Origin of the sequence: Paucibacter sp. M5-1, from assembly GCF_027498415.2 — a bacterium.
Taxonomy (GTDB): Bacteria; Pseudomonadota; Gammaproteobacteria; order Burkholderiales; family Burkholderiaceae_C; genus Roseateles_E.
This window is the reverse complement of sequence record NZ_JAPZLM020000001.1, coordinates 5,227,302-5,247,006: the sequence shown is the minus strand read 5'-3', so window position 1 is coordinate 5,247,006 and position 19,705 is coordinate 5,227,302. Positions and strand designations below refer to the sequence as shown.

Here is a 19,705-nt window from a genome sequence, read left to right as displayed (position 1 = left end):
GCCTCACTGAGCAAAGTTGACCGTGGCCTGAGCCAGCGCGCGGCCACCGGTGTCGGCGACCGTGACCCGATAGCTGCCGGGCAGGGAAGCGACGAGGCGATAGCTCAGCTGCCCGTTGCCATCCACAACAGCGCTGTAGCCGGCAGTCTGTCCACCTGGCGCCGCAACGAAAACCGTCACCGCAGCACCGGCCGGCAGGCCGTGGCCTTTGAGCACCGCAGGCTCCGTGGTCTTCAGCACCGAGGGGCCGGAGAGACTGGCAGTTGTTGATGCGGGGGACTGGGCCTGGGCGGAGGCACCCAGGCTCAAACACAGAAGGCCCGAGACCAGGCCGGGAATCCACTGGGACATGTTTGGCTCCTTCGCTTTTCTGGGCGATGTGCGCCCGCCGCGTGAGGCCAATACTTTCACTAGAAGCCTCCGACGGCAACTGCCGAAACGGCGAAACCCGACGTCAAACACCCCGCGTTCAGGGGGATAGTTGAGCTCACCCCCCTAGTCGAAAGGCATGAATGAAATGCGTTATCAGTTCACCGCATTTGGGCCAGTCCGGCCGGGTAATCTTGTCGAATGCAAAAGGGTTTGAGCTCATCGCAGGGGTCTTGAGAACGAGATGCCCGAGGTCAATCCGACCAGACATAGAACGCCCAGTCTCGCTTCTTAAGTAAAGATGCATGAGCCGCCCTTGCACGCATCTGTTTCGACCTCCGCGCTCATGCGGCATGCCTACGCCGCATGATTGGCGGAATCGTCGCCAAGTTGATGCACGCGGCCGATCAACCAACCCCCTTGGGTTCGGAAGGTTCGGCAGCGCGGTGCCGAACCTATCCCGAGTCAACTCGCGACAGCGCCTGATCAGACAGCTGTCTGGCGCCGGCGCCATAGTGCCGGCACAAAAGCACCTGCCAGCGCCAGTGCCACCAGTGCATAGGACTGCGGCTCGGGTACCGTGGCGCAACTGCCCTGCCCCACCGCGATACAGGCTCGACCGTAGCTGACATCGGTCAGGCTCTCCCCGCGGCGCCCCACCAGATTGATCTCGAAGTCCGGGCTGTTACCAAAGCTCAGGAACGAGAAACCGTCGTTCAGACCGTTGAAACTCAGCGTCATCAAGGTGAAGGCGTCGTCCGTCTGGTCGCCGGCCAGAACATCGTCGTCGCCCTCCAGCGAGAAGGCCTGCACGCCGAAGTCCATCGGCGGCACCGACGCGTCAACGCTGTCCCACAGCCCCCCGAGTCCGGCGCCCAGCGTATAGCCGGTGAAGCCGATGATCGCCGGGTTGTATTTGATATTGAGATCAAACGCCGAGACGATCTGGCTGCCCAGGCCACTGATGTTGACGTCCACGAGATATGGTCCGCCAACGGCCACGCTCATGCTCGACGGCGAGAAGCTGACAACGGGTGCTGCATGCGCCACCGAGCCCGAGAACAAGGCGGCAGCGACAAGCCCCAGACTGAGTAATTTGTTTTTCATGAATGACCTCACGGTGTGGAACGAAACACTGCTGATCAGGGCGCGCACTGCGGCTTGCTGCACTTCATCACGCACAGACGCACATCATTGATCGTGATCTTGTTGTCGCCATTGGCGTCTCGCGCATCGCCCGCCACTGGGGTCTGCCCGATGCTGCTGCGGATCGCGTTGACATCGGCGATGTCGATGGCGCCGTTCTGATCGATGTCGCAGCTCTGATTGGCGCTATTGATGGTCAGGTCATAGAGGATCGGTGATTCGTTGCTGTCATTGGCAATCAGCCGGGTACGAACCTGAAGATACCGGCCACTCGCGGTGAAATTGGCGTTCTTGCTGATCGGCACATAAGGCTGCAGATCAAGCGATGCGGCCACATCGGCGCTGCGCGTAGCCACCTCGACCGCTGCGCCACTGGGCACCGTGTCCGTCCAGTTCACCTTGCCCCAGGGCGTCGCGCTGGCGCCACTGTCATAGACCACGGTCCATGTGCCCTGCTTGTTATTGGTGGTGTTCTTGGTGGTCAGACCCGAGCCATCGGTGTAGACGTAGGGGAATGCGCCGGTGGGAAACACACCCAGTGAAGCCCCGTCCGTGCCGCGGTACTTGGAGACGTTGTTGCTACTGATGTTCATGACCCAGACGTCGTTATTGCCATCGACCATCACGCCGTAGGAGGTCGAGGCACCCGGCTGGGCTCCTTTTTGCCACAGCAGGCTGCCGTCAGGCGAGAACTTGGCGACGCCCCCGAAATCCGTCGACAAGATATTCCCCGCGCCATCGACTGCTATACCGGAACCCGAATAGAACAGAGAGGAGGGCTTGCTGAAGGTGTTGGTCGTCGGGTCGAAGGCAGTCCAGGCATTGCCATTCAGATTCGCCTGGTAAATCTTGCCATTGCCCTGGGCGATGCCATAGTCAGCGCCAAAGGGGTTGGGGAAATTCGAGGATGCCCCGGTGTTGGTGTCGACCCGACCAAGCCCACCAGAACCCAGTGTGGCGCTCCACAGCACGCCGGCCTTATCGACCGTGCAGCCATAGGGATTCCAACCACTGAGTTGGACGTACTGCCCGCCTACACCCCCAACGACGGCAGCTTGGCTACCATCCGCCGGGTTGACCCGGAAGTAGCGCGCCTGGTCCCACATACCGACCCACAGCTTGCCATCGGGCGCGATACACAAGGCACGGCCGAAGGTATTGCCCGCCGGACCGATGCGCTGCGCCCAGGCTACGCGCTCATCGCCCAGACCCGCATTCGTGTTGGCCGACATCGGTTTCATCTCGGCCGCCGTGATGACGCCGTTGTTGTTCAGGTCCGATGAGGTATCGATCACGCCATTGCTGTTGCGGTCCACTGCCGTGTCGACAAGAACCTTGATCAGCAGCGGTGGCTGGCCTGAGCCGGGTTCGCGATTGAGCACATAGGCATTGCCATCGACGTCGATGGCAATGCGCGATGGACTGCCACCCACCCCACTGCCCAAAGGTCCCGCATAGGTCTTGTAGCGCGCAACCTCCTTGTTGAGTTCGGTGTCGTACTTGGACACCGAATCCTCATCATGGTTGGCAATGAAGATGTACTTGGATCCAACCCCCACCAGATTGAGCTGCAGTTGGTTGCTGTTGGGCGCGGTAAAGTTGACGTTCTCGAGAATGCCGAGTGAGAAATCAGCGTCCAAGGTATAGGTCTTGCTGGCGGCGCTCACATCCAACCCGAGCAAGGCCAGGCTGAGAAGGCTGAGCTTGTAGACACAAGCGGGGCGTGTAGACAGGTGATTCTCGGTTGTCATAAGACCTCCATCTGGCATGTCTTGCCGGTAGGGCTGGTTGTCGCCGGGTTGATGTCCTTACTTCAAGCCTGCCAGTTGCAGACGTGGCCGGCTGCAGCACATGGCGATACCGGTGTCGTAACTCTGGTCGGGAGACAACTGCCGGACTTGCCGGCCCTCGCTGTCGGCCGAGAAAATCTTGCCGCCGCCGGCCAGGAACTTCACGAAGAAGATGCGCTGGCCGTCTGCGGACCAACGCGCCAGCAGATGCTCGGCCCCGTCATCGGTGAGTCGCTGGAGCTCATGGCCGCCGTCCAGCTTGATCGTGTAGATGTCCTGTCTGGAGGCCCCATCACGCAGGGCCAAAGTCAGGAGCCGCGAACCATCGGGAGACCACTGAGGATCGTTGTAGCGTCCCTTGCCGCTGGTCAGCGCTTGCTTGTCTGACCCGTCAGGCAGCATCAGATGGATGTGGTTGCTGCGATTCTTGCTGACGGTATAGGCAAGGCGTTTGCCATCCGGAGACCAGACCGGGCCTTGCTCGGCGGCGGTGGGAGGCTCCGCACTGAGCAGGCGAGAGACCCCAGAACTGAGATCCAGCACCTTGATCTGCGGCATGCGGGGATGCTTCAACACGACATAGGCCAGCCGTTTACCGTCCGGAGAAAACGCCGGCCCGGCCTCTTCCTCCTCGGACTCGGTCAAACGCTTGAGATCGCTGCCATCCGCTTTCATGATGTAGAGCTTGGCGCTCTTATCCATGAAGGAGCGAAAGGCGATGAAACGGCCATCGGGACTCCATACCGGCGAGCTGTTCAGCACATCACCTCGGGTCAGTCTGCGAACATCCCCGCTGATCAGATCCGCGACATGAATATCGACACCCCGGCCGCGGCTCGCCGTGAACAGCACTTTGCTGCCGTCTGGCGACCAACTCACCTCACCCGCTTCCAATGGCTCCTGCGTCAGCCGATGCGCCTGGGTGCCGTCTGGCCGCATGCGATACAGCTGAAACAAGCCTCCCGAACGATTGGAGGTGAAAACGATCTCGTCGCGTCCCGCCTCGGCTGCAGCGAGCGCGAGCGGCAGGCAAACCAAGATGGCCATGCTGCATGCAGCGGCCAGTCGAGGCAAAGTCCTCAGTTTCATTACTGTCTCCTTGCTCTTCTTGATATGCGGCCTACCGAAAGGATCGGACCACAGCGAGACGCTCAGGGAAGCGCGTTCAGGACCGCCTTGGCCAGCGACCGACCCGCACTGTCCGTCACGGTCAGCGCGTGCACGCCTGTTGCGGCCGGCACGAAGCTGTAACTGAGCGCGCCTTCAGGCGTCGCCACCGCGCTGAAGCCGGCCTCTGCGCCGCCCGGCCGTTTGACGAGAACTGTCAACGGGGCGTTGGGGACAAAACCCTTGCCGGAGAAGACGGTGGGCTGAGCGACCTTCCCGACGGACGGCCCACTGAAATTCGGGGCCGCCAACGCTACGCCCGACACCGACAGCGCTGCGCACACAAGTAACGAGTTGAGGGGGCGGCAAAAACGGCTCAGTACAGGAGAAGCTGAATCCGACAGTTGAGGCATGGCGGGTCTCCGTGGTGCTTGTCTCGGACCGGGTTGTATCCCCCGGGGTTGCCACCATTCTTGGTAACAAAACGCTTCATGGCAATGCAAGCCGCCGCGCGAAAAGCGCCCAAACACCCCTCACTCAGGGGGCGTAAATCAGGCGCCCCCTAGGTTGAATGACGATTCTCGGTGTTAAAGCTAATGCAAGTCAGTCTCACCCTGATTCCTTGCAAGAAACGACAAAGAAAGGTCGTGAAAAATCAGGGCTTGCGCATCGCCCGTGACAGCATGATCACCGGGATCAGTCCGACCAGCACGATGGCCAGCGAAGGCAGCGCGGCCTCGCCCAAGCGCTCATCGCGGGCCAGCTGATAGGCGACAACGGCCAAGGTGTCGCTGTTGAAGGGCCGCAGCACCAGGGTGGCCGGCAACTCCTTCATGACATCGACAAACACCAGCAGTGCTGCGGCCCAGGCCGAGCGCGCCAGCAAGGGGGCATGCAACTCGAGAAACATGCGGGTGCGCGAGGCGCCCAGCATGCGAGCGGTCTCGTCCACGGTCGGAGAGATGCGGGCATAGCCGGCCTCCAGCGATTGCAAGGCCACGCCGGAGAAGCGCACCAGATAGGCATACATCAGCCCGGCAATGGTGCCGGTCATCAGGCTGGTCAAGCCCAGCTGCGGCCAGCGCTCCTGCAGCCAGCCCAGCGGCAGCAGGATGCCGATCGCGATCACTGCGCCGGGCACAGCATAGCCCAGCGACACGATACGGGTCGACACGCCCAGCAGGGCCGAGCCCGAGCCGCGCACCCGTCCCAGATAGGCCAGCACCAGAGCCAGCAGTACCGCCAGCAGGGCGGCCAGACCCGACAGCTTCAGGCTGCTCAGACTCCACTGCGCAAAGCGCGCCAGCGGCAGCCCCAGTTCGGCATGCAGGGCCTCCTGCCACAGCAGTTGCAAAAGCACCAGCACCGGCACGACAAAGCCCAGCAGGATGGGCAGCGCGCACAGCAGCACGGCTGCCAGCGCGGCGCCGCCATGCAGCGGCAAAGGACGCGCCTCGGCCGCATGCAGCGCGCCGCTGCGGCTGCTGGCAAAACGCAGCTTGGCCTGAGCGCGCCGCTCCAGCCACAGCAGGGCGCCCACCGCCAGCAGCAGCACTGAGGCCAGTTGCGCCGCAGCGGTCTTGTCATTCATCACCAGCCAGGCCTTGTAGACACCGGTGGTCAGGGTGGTCAGTCCGAAATAGGCGCCGACGCCATAGTCGGCCAGCGTCTCCATCAGCGCCAGCGCGATGCCGGCGGCCAGCGCGGGTCGGGCCAGCGGCAGCGCGACCTCGCGCACCCGGCGCGTGGTGCCGGCGCCCAGCATGCGCGCCGCCTCCATCAAGGCCACGCCCCGCTCGCTCAGCGCGGTGCGGGTCAGCAGGTAGACATAGGGATAGAGACACAGCACGAACAGGCCCACGGCACCGGGCAGGCTGCGCACATCGGGCCAGAGCGCGCCCTGAGCCCCGGTCATCGCGCGCAGCCAGGTCTGCAAAGCGCCGCTGTACTGCAAGGCATCGGTGTAGGCGTAGGCGGCCACATAGGCCGGCATCGCCATCGGCAGCAGCAGACCCCATTCGAAGAAGCGCCGGCCCGGAAAGTCAAACAGGCTGACCGCCGCCGCCGTGGCGCCACCGATCAGCGCCACGCCGATGGCCACACAAACCGACAGCAGCAAGGAGGCCCAGGCGTACTCGGGCAGCACGGTCTGCAACTGGTGCTGCAGGATGGCCAGGGCCTGCGCATCCAGCGCCAGCCAGGAACCCAGGATGCCCAGCACGGGCACGGCCAACAAAAGGCAAACAACAGTGATCAGGCGCAGCATGCGGTGGTTGGCGCGGACGCCAACGCGTGGCAGGCCAGCTCTTGATATCGGTCAAACGAGAACGATGCGCATTCGGATGCGCATTCCAGCCCGGTATCATAGGTCCATGTTTCTCGCACTTGATCAGGTCGGCCTGCGCTATCCCAGCGCCGCCGGCGGGCCCGCCGGCAAGGCGGCGGTGGACGGCGTCTCCTTCGGCCTGGCACGCGGCCAGATCGGTGTGCTGATAGGCCCCTCGGGATGCGGCAAGACCTCGCTGCTGCGCAGCATCGCCGGCCTGGAGCGTCTGCACAGTGGCCGCATCCTGATCGACGGCGAGGCGCTGGCCGATGCCGCCACGGGACTGCACCTCGCCCCGGAGGCGCGCCGTATCGGCATGGTGTTCCAGGACTACGCGCTGTTCCCGCACCTCTCGGTGGCCGACAACATCGGCTTCGGCCTGCGCCATCTGGCCCGCGAGCCACGCCAGCAGCGCATCGCCGAGGTGCTGGACCTGGTGGGCCTGGCCCATGCGGCCAAGCGCGCGCCACACCAGCTCTCCGGCGGACAGCAGCAGCGTGTCGCGCTGGCGCGGGCACTGGCCCCGTCACCGCGTCTGCTGCTGCTCGACGAACCCTTCTCCAGCCTCGACGTCGATCTGCGTGAACATCTGTCTCAAGAGCTGCGCGGCATCCTGCGCGCCAGCGGCACCACGGCGCTGTTCGTCACCCATGACCAAGGCGAGGCCTTCGCCATCGGCGATGTCGTCGGTGTGATGCAGCATGGACGGCTGGAGCAATGGGACGAGTCCTACAGCGTCTACCACCGCCCGGCCACCCGCTTCGTCGCCGATTTCATCGGCCATGGCGTGTTTGTTTCCGGCCGCATCGTCCAGGGCAGCACCGACCCGGTGGTGCAGACCGCACTGGGTGATCTCAGCGATGCCGGCGAATGCGCGCTGCCCTCGGCCTACCCTGGCGGCGAATGCGAGGTGCTGCTGCGCGCCGATGACATCGTGCATGACGACGATGCGCCGGTGAAGGCCCGGATCGAGCGCAAGATCTTTCGCGGCGCCGAGTTCCTCTACACGCTGCGCCTGTCCAGCGGCGAGCAGTTGGTGGCCCATGTGCCCTCGCATCACGACCACCAGGTCGGCGAATGGATAGGCATACGCGCCCATGTCGACCATGTTGTGACTTTCGGCAGACCCAGCCCGGTTGCCGCAGAGTAGGCCCGCGCAAACTTGTGTAAAGCGGCGGTATTTCGACGCAAAGAACGCTTGAATGCGCCGAATAGCCCAGCAAATGGGGGCCTCTACCGAGGCTTGCTGTCAAGCAGCGCCCTATACTCGCTGCAAGGTCTTCGCTTCTGGCTTAGTCTGTGGCGCAAGCTCTGAATGGCTGTATTTCACCGATAGGACACACCGCATCATGGGTGCCAAACTTAAAGTAGCAGGCTGGGTCGCGTTGGGCGCCCTGGCGGGCGGAATGACCACGATGCAGTTGCAGGCCAACGCCCGCAGCAGCCTGTCGCCATTGCCGCTGGAAGAGTTGCAGCAGCTCGCAGCGGTGTTCGGCATGGTCAAGAGCGACTATGTCGAGCCGGTCGATGAGAAGAAGCTCATCAACGATGCGATTGCCGGCATGGTCTCCGGACTCGACCCGCACTCGCAGTTCTTCGACAAGAAGAGCTTCAAGGAATTCCGCGAAGGCACCAGCGGTCGCTTTGTCGGCGTCGGCATCGAGATCGGCATGGAAGATGGCCTGGTCAAGATCGTCTCGCCGATCGAAGGCTCGCCCGCCTTCCGCGCCGGTCTGAAGAGCGGCGACCTGATCAGCCGCATCGACGACACGCCGGTCAAGGGCCTCGGGCTCGACCAGGCCGTTAAGCGCATGCGCGGCGAACCCAATACCAAGGTGCAGCTGATGATCTTCCGCAAGGCGGAGAGTCGCAGCTTCCCGGTCACGATCACCCGCGAGGAAATCCGCGTGCAAAGCGTGCGCGGCAAGGTCATCGAGCCCGGCTATGCCTGGCTGCGCGTCAGCCAGTTCCAGGATCGCACGGTCGACGACTTCGTCAAGAAGCTTGATGAGATCCTCAAGCAGGAGCCCAATCTGAAAGGCCTGGTGCTCGATCTGCGCAACGATCCCGGCGGCCTGCTGGAAGCCTCGGTGGCCATCTCCGCCGCCTTCCTGCCCAAGGGCGTGGATGTCGTGTCCACCAATGGCCAGATCGCCGACTCCAAGGCCAACTTCAAGGCCGACCCTGATTACTACCAGCGCCGTGGCGGCAGTGACCCGCTGAAGAAGCTGCCGGCCTCGCTGAAGACCGTGCCCCTGGTGGTGCTGGTCAACGAAGGTTCGGCCTCGGCCAGCGAGATCGTCGCCGGCGCACTGCAGGACCACAAGCGTGCCGTCGTGATGGGCGCCCAGACCTTCGGCAAGGGCTCGGTGCAGACCGTGCGCCAGCTGAGCCCGGAAACCGCGCTGAAGATCACCACCGCGCGCTACTACACGCCCAGCGGCCGCTCGATCCAGGCCAAGGGCATCGTGCCCGATGTGCTGCTGGACGAAACCGCCGAAGGCAATGTATTCGCCGCGCTGCGCATGCGCGAGGCCGATCTTGAAAAGCACCTGAACAACGGCCCCGAGGAGAAGGATGAGGCGCGCGAGAAGGCCCGCGAGGAAGCGCGCCAGAAGCTCGAGGCCGAGTTCGCCAAGAAGAACGAGCAGCCCAAGCCCCTGCCCGAGTTCGGCTCGGCCGAGGACTTCCCGCTGCTCCAGGCGCTGAACCAGCTCAAAGGCAAGCCGGTGGCCGTCTCGAAGACCGCGACCGAACGCAAGGCCGAGGCCAAGATCGACTGAGCCCGACCCGCACTGCAAGAAACGGCCCGCTACAAGCGGGCCGTTTGCATGGTCGGCGCTATGCTTGGTGCATGAACGACGAACAGCTGTTGCGCTACTCGCGCCATATCCTGCTGGACGAGATCGGCATCGAGGGCCAGCAAGCCCTGCTGCAAAGCCATGCGCTGATCATCGGCGCCGGCGGCCTGGGCTCCCCGGCGGCGCTCTACCTGGGCACGGCCGGCATTGGCCGGATCACCCTGGTCGACCACGATACGGTGGATCTGACCAATTTGCAGCGCCAGATCGCCCACAGCCTGGCGCGTGTCGGCAGACCCAAGGCCGAATCGGCCGCCGCCGCGATCGCGGCGCTGAATCCCGAGGTGCAGGTTCGCACCGTGGCGCAGCGCGCCGATGCGGCCCTGCTGGATGAACTGGTCGCGAGCGCCGATGTGGTGCTGGACTGCAGCGACAACTTCGCTACCCGCCAGGCCGTCAACCGCGCCTGCGTCGCCCACCACCGGCCGCTGGTCTCGGGTGCGGCGCTGGGCTTCGATGCCCAGATCAGCGTCTACGACAGCCGCAGCGCCGACGCCCCTTGCTACGCCTGCCTCTTTCCGCCCGACGCCAGCTTCGAGGAGCAGCGCTGTGCCACGATGGGTGTGTTCGCGCCGCTGGTGGGCATCATCGGCAGCCTGCAGGCGGCCGAAGCCTTGAAGCTGCTGCTGAAGCTGCCCGGCCTGACCGGGCGCCTGCAGATGCTGGAGGCGCGAAGCATGGACTGGAGCGAAATACTTGTGCACAAAGACCCAGCTTGTCCGGTCTGCAGCACAAAAGATCAAAGCATCTCCGAATAAATATCAGTTTTGACAGAAAAGTACGCAAGAAAATTCCTCGCAGCCTGACCTATGCTGCGCCCCGGGCGGCTTGGTCGCCCTTCTCCAGACTGCCCGTCGGGCAGCTTTCCAGATGAACAAGCGCAATCAGCTCACCGCCCGCAATTTCCCCAGCGCCAAGGAGGAGGCCAAGGCCCTGGCTCAGTCGCCCCCGCTGGGCGACTATGACGGCCCGCAGAGCGCCTACCGCCTGGCCTTCACCGACACCGACTTCTTGTTGCGCGAGGACATGCGGCCGATCCGCATGCAGCTCGAGCTGCTGAAGCCCGAGCTGGTGCAAAACGAGCTGGGCATCAAGGCCACCATCGTGATGTTCGGCAGCGCCCGCATCCCCTCGGACGAGACCGCACGCGCGGCGCTGGCCCAGGCCAAGCTGGGCGGCGACGAGGCCGTGATCAAGCGTGCCGAGGTGCAGCTCAGCATGAGCCGCTACTACGAGGAGGCGCGCCGTTTTGCCCACATCGTCACCAAGGCCTCGATGGAGCGGGCCAACCCGATCTATGTGGTGACCGGCGGCGGCCCCGGCATCATGGAGGCCGGCAACCGCGGCGCCTACGAGGCCGGCGGCAAGAGCATAGGCCTGAACATCGTGCTGCCTCACGAGCAGCGCCCCAACCCCTACATCACGCCCGAGCTCTGCTTCCAGTTCCACTACTTCGCGCTGCGCAAGATGCACTTCCTGATGCGCTCGGTGGCCCTGGTCTGCTTCCCCGGCGGTTTCGGCACGCTCGACGAGCTGTTCGAGACCATGACCTTGATCCAGACCGGCAAGTGCCGGCGCCGCCCCATCCTGATGTTCGGCCGTGAGTTCTGGACCCGGCTGATCAATTTCGAGCTGCTGATCGAGACCGGCATGATCAGCCCCGGCGACGAGGAGCTGTTCCACTTTGTCGAGAGCGCCGAAGAAGCCTGGGAGTTGCTGGCGCGCGAGTACGAACTGGGCCAGGCCGGCAGCACCTGACATCACAAATCACTGAAAGAACCACACCATGACCACACTCAGAGCCGTCTCCCTGATTGGCGCCCCCACCGATATCGGCGCCGGCGCGCGCGGCGCCAGCATGGGGCCTGAGGCCTTGCGCGTGGCCGGCCTGGGAGCGACTTTGGAGAGTCATGGCGTCGAGGTGCTGGACCGCGGCAATCTGCTGGGTCCGGCCAATCCCTGGCTGCCGCCGGTGGACGGCTACCGCCACCTGAACGAGGTCGTCGCCTGGAACCGCTCGGTCCACGAGGCCGTGCATGCCGAGCTGAAGCTGGGCCGCATGCCCATCCTGCTGGGCGGTGATCATTGCCTGGGCCTGGGCTCGATCAGCGCGGTGGCGCGCCATTGCCGCGAGACCGGCAAGAAGCTGCGCGTGCTGTGGCTCGATGCCCATGCCGATTTCAACACCAGTGCGCTGACGCCCAGCGGCAATATCCACGGCATGCCGGTGGCCTGCCTGTGCGGCTTCGGCCCGCAGGCCCTGATCGAGATCGGTGGCCAGGTCCCGGCCATCAACCCGAAGTGGGTGCGCCAGATCGGCATCCGCAGCGTCGACGCCGGCGAGAAGCGCTTTGTCCATGAGCAGGAGCTCGAGGTCTTCGACATGCGCTATATCGACGAGATGGGCATGCGCCACACGATGGAACTGGCCCTGGCCACGCTGGATGCCAATACCCATCTGCATGTCAGCTTCGATGTGGACTTCCTGGACCCCGAGATCGCACCGGGCGTCGGCACCACGGTGCCCGGCGGCCCGACCTATCGGGAAGCCCAGCTGTGCATGGAGATGATTGCCGACACCGGCCGCATGGGCTCGCTCGATGTGATGGAGTTGAACCCGGCCCTGGATGTGCGCAACAAGACCGCCGAGTTGGCGGTGGACCTGATCGAGTCCCTGTTTGGCAAGAGCACCTTGATGAGAAAGTGAGCTTGCCCTGCCCCTGCGGGACAGACGGCAAGAGCACCTTGATGAGAAAGTGAGCTTGCCCTGCCCCTGCGGGACAGACGGCAAGAGCACCTTGATGAGGAAATGAGCCCGCGCTAGGGCTCCAGCACCGCCAGCAGCGCCACCAGCCCCGCATCCAGCGCGCGCAGCTCGGCGGCCTTCAACGGCGCCAGGATGGCATGCTCGTTTTCCACATGGGCGGCCACCGCGCGGTCAATCAGGGCCAGGCCTTCGGGCGTCAGCTGCACCAGCAGGCTGCGCGCGTCGGCCGGGTTGGGCAGGCGCAGCACCAGGCCCGCCGCTTCGAGCCGTTGCATGCGATGGGTCATAGTGCCCGAGCTGACCATCAGTTGCTGGAAGAGCGCCGTCGGCGCCAGACAGAAGGGCGCGCCGGCCCGCCTGAGCGTGGCCAGCACATCGAACTCCCAGGCACTCATGCCAAAGCTGGCGAACACCTGATCCAGGCGCTGCTGCAGCAAGGCGGAGCAGCGCTTGACCCGTCCAATCGTGCCCATCGGCGCCACGTCCAGATCGGGCCGCTCACGCCGCCACTGCTGCAGGATGCGATCCACCGCATCCGCTGGTTTCGCAAGGGTCAATGCCGGCTCCAACTGTCTCTATGTCGAGATTATCCCAGAGGACCCGGAGCGTTCAAGGCACGCGGAGCATATCGCGCTCGTTCACCCTCACCTGCCGAACATCGCCGCCCTCCGGTGCATAGGTGAGCGTCAACGTCTTGCGTCGACCGGGCACCGGATCGCTGCCGGCCAGGCTGTTGTCTACCCGGAGTTCCAGGCGGTTGCGCCGGACCAGCTCGCGCAGGCGGTCGCTCACATCCACGGTATTGCTCCCGTAGCCATAGCGGGCACTGATGATGCGCAGCCGCGCGCCGCCGGCCTGTGGCTCATCACCATCATCCCGGCCACCGCCCCAGCCGCCACCCCAACCGCCCTGGCCCCAGTCACCACGGCCCCAACCGGTGAATTGCGCGCCGTCGACGAGCGAACCTTCCTTGTATTCGAAGGTGCGGTTGCGGCCATCCTTGCCCCGGGTGTAGATGCGCAGCATCTTGATACGGCCGGGATCGGGGTCGGCACCGAAGGTGTCGTTGCCCATGCGGAAGCTACGGTCGCGGCGTGCCAGTTCCTTCAAGCGCTGCGTGACATCGATGTGCTTGCGCGAGGTGCCGTAGTTGGCCTGCAGGATCTGGTAGTCGCCGTCATCATCACGCCCATGCGGACGCCCGCCGCCGGAGGGACCATCGCCCCAGCCGCCCGACCAGCCGCCGTGGCCCCAGTCACCGCGCCCCCAGCCGGTGAACTGCGAGCCGTCCACATGGCTGTACTCCTCGTACTCGAAGGTGCGCTGCTGGCCGTCGCGCCCGCGTGCAAAGATGCGCAGGGTCTTGCGGCGACCCGGATCGGGATCAACGCCGAACACATCGTTGACCAGCTTGAAGCGTCGGTCCTGGCGGGCCAGCTGCTTGAGCTGCTGGGTGACGTCGACATGGTGCTGCGCCGTGCCGTAGCGGGCCTGCAGGATCTGGTATTCGCCGTCGTCGTCACGGCCCCGCTGCGCGCTCGCCGTGGCGGCCAGCATCAGCATCAGGACCAAGGCGGTCCAGCCCTGTCGCAGGATTGTTGCAAGACTCAAAATATGCTCCCTTTGTGAGTTGCTTCATCAACGCCGCAGCCGCATGCGCGGTTGTCCGCCGGCACGCGCCGGCCTTGTTTGAATTTGTTTCAGGCGCTGGTGATCCAGCCTTCCAAGGGGTCGATCGCTGTCGGCAGACCATAGCCCTCACGGTCCTGCGCCCAGGCCGCCTGCATCAGACACAGCACCGCATCGAGCCGGTCGCCGCTGGCGTCAGCCACCAGCGCATCACGCTGTGCATGGCTGAGCTTCAGGCGCAGCCCCAGCCGGCTGCGGCCCTGCTCCAGCGCTTCGAGCAGGTCCTTGCGCGCGATCAGGCGCTCGTCGCTTTGCTTGGCCTTGTCATCGCTCTTGTAGGAGCGCCGCGCGATCAGCTCGCGCGCCAGCAGGCCCGGATAGGCCTCCAGCGCGACCCGCTTCGCATCACCCGGATGAAGGCCCGGTAGATGGACACCCGCGCCCAGCAGCAGCGGCACACCGGCATGAAGCATATAGGCCACCGGCGGGTTGACCCACTTCATCGCCGACGAGGCACCGGCCGGCCCGTCGGTGGCGCGGTGGGCAAACTTGGCGCCGGCCGGACGCGCGTCGCAGAAGGCCGCAAACTGCGCGCGGATCTCGGCGCGCGTCAGCGCCGCATAGTGCGCGATCAGCGCCGGCCATTGCTGCGGCCAGTTCAAGCTCTGCACCAGTTCGCGTGGCAGGCCGAAAGGAAAGTCGAAGCCCCCCAGCCAGGGGCCGGGCCGCTGCAGGAATTCGCCGAAGGCCGGCAAGCTGTCCAGCGCCTCCAGCCGCTCCAGCAGCAAGACCTGGCCCCGGCGCCGGCCCAGTGCGACGGTGATGGGTTTGCGCCGGGTCGGCGCGCTGCTGAAATCGACGCCCAGCAACAAGGGATCGGCAAGAGGGGCGCTAGAGTGCATGGTCAGCACTGTAACCAGCCGCGGAGAGCGACACGATGACGAACGAGGACAAGGCCGAGATCAAGGTCGAGGACAGAGGCGCTCCGATGGTCGAGCGCCTGGTGACGACCGAGCACAAGCTCAACATCGGCAAGAAGACGCTGGAGTACAGCGCCACCTGCGGCACCTTGTTGCTGCGCGAGCTCGAGGTCAAGGAGGGTGAACACAAGGGCGAGAAGACACGCGCCAGCGTCTTCTTCATCGCCTACACGCTCAAGAACCCCAAGAAGCCCGAAAAGCCCGAGCATCGCCCGCTGAGCTTCAGCTTCAATGGCGGGCCGGGCTCCAGCAGCGTCTGGCTGCATCTGGGCATCCTCGGCCCGCAGCGCGTGCCCACCGATGAGATGGGCCACTGTGGCGCGCCGCCCTACGGCCTGGTCGACAACGAGTTCAGCCTCCTGCTGGAGTCTGATCTTGTCTTCATCGACCCGGTCGGCACCGGCCTGTCGCGCATGGCCGAGGGCCAGAAGGCCGCCGAGTTCCACGACTACCAGCGCGACCTCGATGCGGTCGGCGAGTTCATCCGCCTCTATCTGACGCGCTGGGGCCGCTGGGCCAGCCCCAAGTACCTGATCGGCGAAAGCTATGGCACGACACGCGCAGCCGGCCTTGCCCGACATCTGCAGGAAAAGCATGATGTCCATCTGAACGGACTGATGCTGGTCTCGCTGGCGCTGGACTTCCAGACCCTCAGTTTCGACGCCGGCAACGAGCTGCCCTACCCGCTGTATCTGCCCACCTATGCCGCCACCGCCTGGTATCACAAGGCGCTGCGGCCGGCGCAGCAGAAAAAGCCGCTCCAGCAGATCGTGGCCGAGGCCGAGGCCTTTGCCAACGGCGACTACTGGCTGGCGCTGATGCAGGGCAGCCGCTTGACGCCGGCCGAGCGCGCCCATGTGGCCGATCAGGTGGCGCTGCACACCGGCCTGAGCGCCGAGTATGTGCTGCGCTGCGACCTGCGCCCCACCGAGTTCCGCTTCTTCAAGGAACTGCTGCGCGCGCGCGGTCAGACCGTGGGCCGGCTGGACAGCCGTTTCCTGGGGCTGGACCGAGACGACGCCGGCGAGCACCCCGAGGACGATGCCGGCATGAACAATCTGATCGGCGCCTATGCCACCGGCATCAATCGATTGCTGCACGAGCGCCTGGGCTGGACCGGCGACCAGCCCTATCTGCTGCATGCGCCGCTGTGGAAGACCTGGGCCTGGAAGGGCTACGAGAACAAATACCTCAGCGTCGGCGACAGCCTGCGCCGCGCGCTGCATGCCAATCCGGCGATGCGGGTCTATGTGGCCAGCGGCTATTACGACCTGGCCACCCCGCATGCGGCCGGCGATTACACCTTGGCCCATCTGGGCCTGCGCGAGCCGCTGCAGGGCCAGATCCGGGTCAGCTACTTCGAGGCCGGTCACATGATGTACATCCACCAGCCTTCGCTTGCGCGCATGGCCACCGAACTGCGCGACTTTGTGCGCGGCGGTTGAGCCCTGGCTTGGTCTATGCTCGGACCATGGGTCTCAAGCCATTTGAAGAGTCTGTGGCCGCCGCCCTGGCCGAATCGGCCCGCGGCGACTATCAGGCCGCCACCGAGCGACTCAGCATAGCGCTGCTGCAGTGCCCGGCCAGCCACCAGCGCGGCAGAGCACGTGTGCTGGCCCAACTGGCCCATGACTACCCGCGCCTGGGCAATCTGCAGGCCAGCGTCCGCTGTGCCAGCGAGGCGGTGGCGCTGGCCGAGCACCTGGGTGACACGGCCGTGCAGGCCGATGCCCTGACCTCGCTGTCCTTTGTCTATGCGCAGCTGCTGATGGGCCGCGACGCACTGGAATGCGGGCTGCGGGCGCTCGCCTGCGCCCGTAGCAGCGCCGACTCGGTGCGCGAGGCCTGGGCGCTGAACCGTATCGGTGTGGCCTACTCCAGCCTCGACAACCCGGCCCAGGCCTGCGACACGACGGCGCAGGCTCTGGAGATCGCGCTGACGCAGGGCAATAGCGAACTGAGCTTCTCCTGCCTCAACAACCTGGCCTATTTTTGGCTGTCGCGGCGCACCGAGGCGCATCGTCGCCAGGACGCCGAGGCTCTCGCGCTGGCCCGCACGCAGGCACGCAAGCTCTCTGAACAGGCCACTGCGCAGGCGCGAGCCTCGGACAGCCACTTTCAGGTGGCGGTGGCGGTATCCAACCTGGTCGAAGCACTGCTGGGCTGCGAAGAGTACTCGGCGGCTCGGCCTCTGCTCGACGAGTTTGAAGCCCTCGCGCGCCAGCATGGCTATCTGGCGCTGAAATTGCAGGCCACCGTGCAGAGAGCCTTGATACTGAAGGCCAACGGCCAAATCGACGCGGCGTTGCGGCAGTTGCAGACCTTGATGGATAGCCAGCGCGACCGTCTGCCACCCAAGCTGCTGCGTGGACTGATCTATTCACTGTATGAAACCCACAAGGCCTGCGGCGACTACCGCGCTGCGCTAGACCATCTGGAACGCCACACCGAGCTGGAACGGCAAACCGCACGCGACACCATGGCCTTGCAGACCGAGGTGATGCTCATACGCCAGGAGGTCGAGCAGGCCCATGCCCGCGCCGAGCATGCGATGCAGGACGTGCAGCGTGAGCGCAAGCGTGCCCGCGAGCTCGAGCGTGACCAGTTGCGCCTGCGCGACCAGGCCGCCGCGCTGGATCGTGCGGCGCACGAAGACGTGCTGACCGGTCTGCACAACCGGCGCCATGCCGAGTTCGCCCTGCCGCTGCTGATTGAAGGGGCTCGCCAGGCCGGCAAACCCATCAGCCTGGCAATGCTGGATGTCGACCACTTCAAGCAGGTCAATGACGACTTCGGCCACGGCGTGGGTGACCGCGTGCTGCAGCAACTGGCTCAGCTGCTGCGTCAGAAGGTGCGCAGCGCCGACCTGCTGGCCCGGGTCGGGGGCGAGGAGTTCGTGATCGCCCTGGTCGGCACGCAGCCAGACCGCGCGCTGGAGATCTGCGAGCGGCTGCGCCAGGCCGTCGCCGACTACCCCTGGGGGCAGGTCGTCCCGGGGCTGCGGGTGCGCGTCAGCATCGGCTTGGCGGCCGGCGAACCGCCGGCCGAGGCCCGGCTGCTGCAGGAGCGCTCCGACCGCGCCCTTTATGCCGCCAAGCGCGGCGGCCGCGACCGGGTCTGCAGCGGCTGATCGGGAGGTGGCCGCTCAGGCCAGCTTGAACACCGACACCGAGCGTGCCAGCTCGTCGGCCTGCATCTGCAGGCTTTGCGCGGCGGCCGCCGACTCCTCAACCAGCGCGGCATTCTGCTGCGTCATCTGGTCGAGATTGGCGATGGCCTGGCCGATCTGGTTGATGCCGGTACTTTGTTCGCTGGTGGCATTGCTGATCTCGGAGACGATGCCGCTGACCCGCTCGATCGCTCCCATGATCTCCTGCATCGTGTGGCCGGCCCGCTCGACCAGCTGGGCGCCGTTCTCGACGTTCTCGCCACTGGCGGTGATCAGGGCCTTGATCTCCTTGGCCGCCTCGGCGCTGCGCTGAGCCAGGGTGCGCACCTCGCCGGCCACCACCGCAAAGCCGCGACCCTGCTCGCCAGCCCGCGCCGCTTCGACCGCAGCATTCAAGGCCAGGATATTGGTCTGGAAGGCGATGCCGTCGATCACCGAGATGATGTCGCTGATCTTGCTGGACGAGGCCGAAATGCGGCCCATGGTGCTGACCACCTCGCCGACCACCGCGCCGCCGCGCTTGGCCACCTCGGCCGCGTTCAACGCCAGCTGATTGGCCTGGCGGGCCGAGTCGGCGTTGTGTGTGACGCTGGCGGTCAGTTCCTCCATCGCCGACGCGGTCTCCTCCAGATTCGAGGCCGCCTGCTCGGTGCGCATGCTCAGGTCCTGGCTGCCCACCGCGACCTCGCGCGAGGCCGTCGCGATGCTGTCGGTGGCGCTGCGCACGCCGCTGACCACCGAGCTCAGCGAGCCTTGCATCGCCGCCACGCCGCGCATCACCGCGGCGGTCTCGTCGGCGCCGGCTACATCGATGCGCTCGCTGAGGTCATGGCGCGCAATCTGCTCGGCGCTGGATACGGCCGCCTTCAGCGGCTGCAAGATGGAGCGGATATTGAAGAAGGTGTAGGTGCCGATGACGGCAACGGCCACCGCCATGATCAGGTTCAGCGCCAGCCGTATACGCGCCTCCTGCGCCGCCAGGCGCTGCACCTCCTCGGCCGAATGCTGCTCAATCAGCTCGGTCATCTCGCCGAGCTGTTTGTCGAGCGCGCGCACCGGCCCCTTGATCGGCTCGGTCGCCTTGTTGGCCGCCGCGGTGTCGGCAAAGGCGCCGGCCGCGACATCGCGATGAATACCCTGGAAGCCGTTTCTATAGCCCTCCAGCGACTGCAGCATCTGCGGTGGCAAGGCCTTGATCTTGGGCGCGATATCGAGCTTGGCGATAGACGCCAGGCCCTGGGTGACACGCTCGTAGGCGCCGTCCCAGTCCTTCTTGTAGCGAGCCACCGCCGCAGCGTCGCTGAGGTTGATCAGCAAGTCCTTCTCGTAGCGGCGCAGATTGCCGACCCCGGCGCGGATCTCGGCCAGCACGACCAGAGAGGCCACATCATTGTTCTGATAGTGGGCGAACTGATCGCGGGCCTCGGAGAGGCTCCACAGCCCACTGCCTCCGATCACCAGCATCGCCAACATCGAGAGCGCGGACAGGGCATAGAGCCGGGCGCGGATCGTGAATCGGTGCAGAGCCAGCATGGGACCTCCGGACCACCCAACGACAGGT

17 protein-coding genes are annotated in these 19,705 nt (G+C 65.2%); 7 read left to right on the top strand and 10 right to left on the bottom strand.

What is annotated here, in order from left to right; translation table 11 throughout:
• Positions 1 to 3: 3 nt before the first annotated feature.
• The 6 genes from O5M90_RS24825 to O5M90_RS24800 form a co-directional block, all read right to left on the bottom strand.
• The gene (locus O5M90_RS24825) at positions 4 to 351 is read right to left on the bottom strand and encodes a hypothetical protein (RefSeq protein ID WP_137944037.1); all 348 of its coding nucleotides are present in this window, start codon (positions 349 to 351) and stop codon (positions 4 to 6) included.
• 504 nt (positions 352 to 855) lie between these two features.
• Positions 856 to 1,551, bottom strand: coding sequence for a PEP-CTERM sorting domain-containing protein (locus O5M90_RS24820; protein ID WP_269839022.1), 696 nt, complete (start codon positions 1,549 to 1,551; stop codon positions 856 to 858).
• Positions 1,512 to 3,266 carry a hypothetical protein gene (locus O5M90_RS24815; RefSeq protein WP_269839023.1) on the bottom strand — a complete coding sequence of 585 codons (1,755 nt, stop codon included), beginning with the start codon at positions 3,264 to 3,266 and terminating at the stop codon, positions 1,512 to 1,514. Before O5M90_RS24815 ends, O5M90_RS24820 begins: the two co-directional genes overlap by 40 nt.
• A gap of 57 nt (positions 3,267 to 3,323) precedes the next feature.
• Positions 3,324 to 4,394, bottom strand: coding sequence for a TolB family protein (locus O5M90_RS24810; RefSeq protein ID WP_262970929.1), 1,071 nt, complete (start codon positions 4,392 to 4,394; stop codon positions 3,324 to 3,326).
• A 62-nt stretch (positions 4,395 to 4,456) separates the two neighbouring features.
• The gene (locus O5M90_RS24805; RefSeq protein WP_262970930.1) at positions 4,457 to 4,825 is read right to left on the bottom strand and encodes a hypothetical protein; all 369 of its coding nucleotides are present in this window, start codon (positions 4,823 to 4,825) and stop codon (positions 4,457 to 4,459) included.
• 242 nt (positions 4,826 to 5,067) lie between these two features.
• The gene (locus O5M90_RS24800; protein ID WP_269839024.1) at positions 5,068 to 6,678 is read right to left on the bottom strand and encodes an ABC transporter permease; all 1,611 of its coding nucleotides are present in this window, start codon (positions 6,676 to 6,678) and stop codon (positions 5,068 to 5,070) included.
• A 106-nt stretch (positions 6,679 to 6,784) separates the two neighbouring features.
• Here O5M90_RS24800 and O5M90_RS24795 point away from each other — a divergent pair, with 106 nt between their 5' ends.
• The 5 genes from O5M90_RS24795 (at position 6,785) to rocF (ending at position 12,306) form a co-directional block, all read left to right on the top strand.
• Complete coding sequence (locus O5M90_RS24795) at positions 6,785 to 7,888, top strand: ABC transporter ATP-binding protein (protein WP_269839025.1); 1,104 nt, start codon at positions 6,785 to 6,787, stop codon at positions 7,886 to 7,888.
• 199 nt (positions 7,889 to 8,087) lie between these two features.
• Positions 8,088 to 9,521: a S41 family peptidase gene (locus tag O5M90_RS24790; RefSeq protein WP_269839026.1), complete on the top strand. Its 1,434-nt coding sequence runs from the start codon at positions 8,088 to 8,090 to the stop codon at positions 9,519 to 9,521.
• A 71-nt stretch (positions 9,522 to 9,592) separates the two neighbouring features.
• Entirely contained in the window at positions 9,593 to 10,357 is a 765-nt protein-coding gene (locus O5M90_RS24785; RefSeq protein WP_269839027.1) for a HesA/MoeB/ThiF family protein, read from the top strand.
• 112 nt (positions 10,358 to 10,469) lie between these two features.
• Positions 10,470 to 11,357: a TIGR00730 family Rossman fold protein gene (locus O5M90_RS24780; protein WP_262970934.1), complete on the top strand. Its 888-nt coding sequence runs from the start codon at positions 10,470 to 10,472 to the stop codon at positions 11,355 to 11,357.
• Between the two features lie 28 nt (positions 11,358 to 11,385).
• On the top strand, positions 11,386 to 12,306 hold the full coding sequence (gene rocF / locus O5M90_RS24775) for an arginase (protein WP_137944043.1): 921 nt from the start codon (positions 11,386 to 11,388) through the stop codon (positions 12,304 to 12,306).
• 113 nt (positions 12,307 to 12,419) lie between these two features.
• Here rocF and O5M90_RS24770 read toward each other — a convergent pair whose 3' ends face one another.
• The 3 genes from O5M90_RS24770 to O5M90_RS24760 form a co-directional block, all read right to left on the bottom strand.
• Positions 12,420 to 12,923, bottom strand: a complete 504-nt coding sequence (locus tag O5M90_RS24770) for a MarR family winged helix-turn-helix transcriptional regulator (RefSeq protein ID WP_269839028.1) — start codon at positions 12,921 to 12,923, stop codon at positions 12,420 to 12,422.
• A 52-nt stretch (positions 12,924 to 12,975) separates the two neighbouring features.
• Complete coding sequence (locus tag O5M90_RS24765) at positions 12,976 to 13,977, bottom strand: hypothetical protein (protein ID WP_269839029.1); 1,002 nt, start codon at positions 13,975 to 13,977, stop codon at positions 12,976 to 12,978.
• A gap of 89 nt (positions 13,978 to 14,066) precedes the next feature.
• The gene (locus O5M90_RS24760) at positions 14,067 to 14,897 is read right to left on the bottom strand and encodes a DUF429 domain-containing protein (RefSeq protein ID WP_440402420.1); all 831 of its coding nucleotides are present in this window, start codon (positions 14,895 to 14,897) and stop codon (positions 14,067 to 14,069) included.
• Between the two features lie 35 nt (positions 14,898 to 14,932).
• On the opposite strand from O5M90_RS24760, the gene O5M90_RS24755 reads away from it, so the two are divergent.
• Positions 14,933 to 16,420 (top strand): S10 family peptidase, encoded by a 1,488-nt coding sequence (locus tag O5M90_RS24755; protein WP_269839030.1) that lies wholly within the window; start codon positions 14,933 to 14,935, stop codon positions 16,418 to 16,420.
• Positions 16,421 to 16,446: 26 nt separating this feature from the next.
• Positions 16,447 to 18,105 carry a GGDEF domain-containing protein gene (locus O5M90_RS24750; RefSeq protein ID WP_269839031.1) on the top strand — a complete coding sequence of 553 codons (1,659 nt, stop codon included), beginning with the start codon at positions 16,447 to 16,449 and terminating at the stop codon, positions 18,103 to 18,105.
• A 15-nt stretch (positions 18,106 to 18,120) separates the two neighbouring features.
• On the opposite strand, the gene O5M90_RS24745 is transcribed toward O5M90_RS24750, so the two are convergent.
• On the bottom strand, positions 18,121 to 19,677 hold the full coding sequence (locus tag O5M90_RS24745; RefSeq protein WP_269839032.1) for a methyl-accepting chemotaxis protein: 1,557 nt from the start codon (positions 19,675 to 19,677) through the stop codon (positions 18,121 to 18,123).
• Positions 19,678 to 19,705 lie beyond the last annotated feature (28 nt).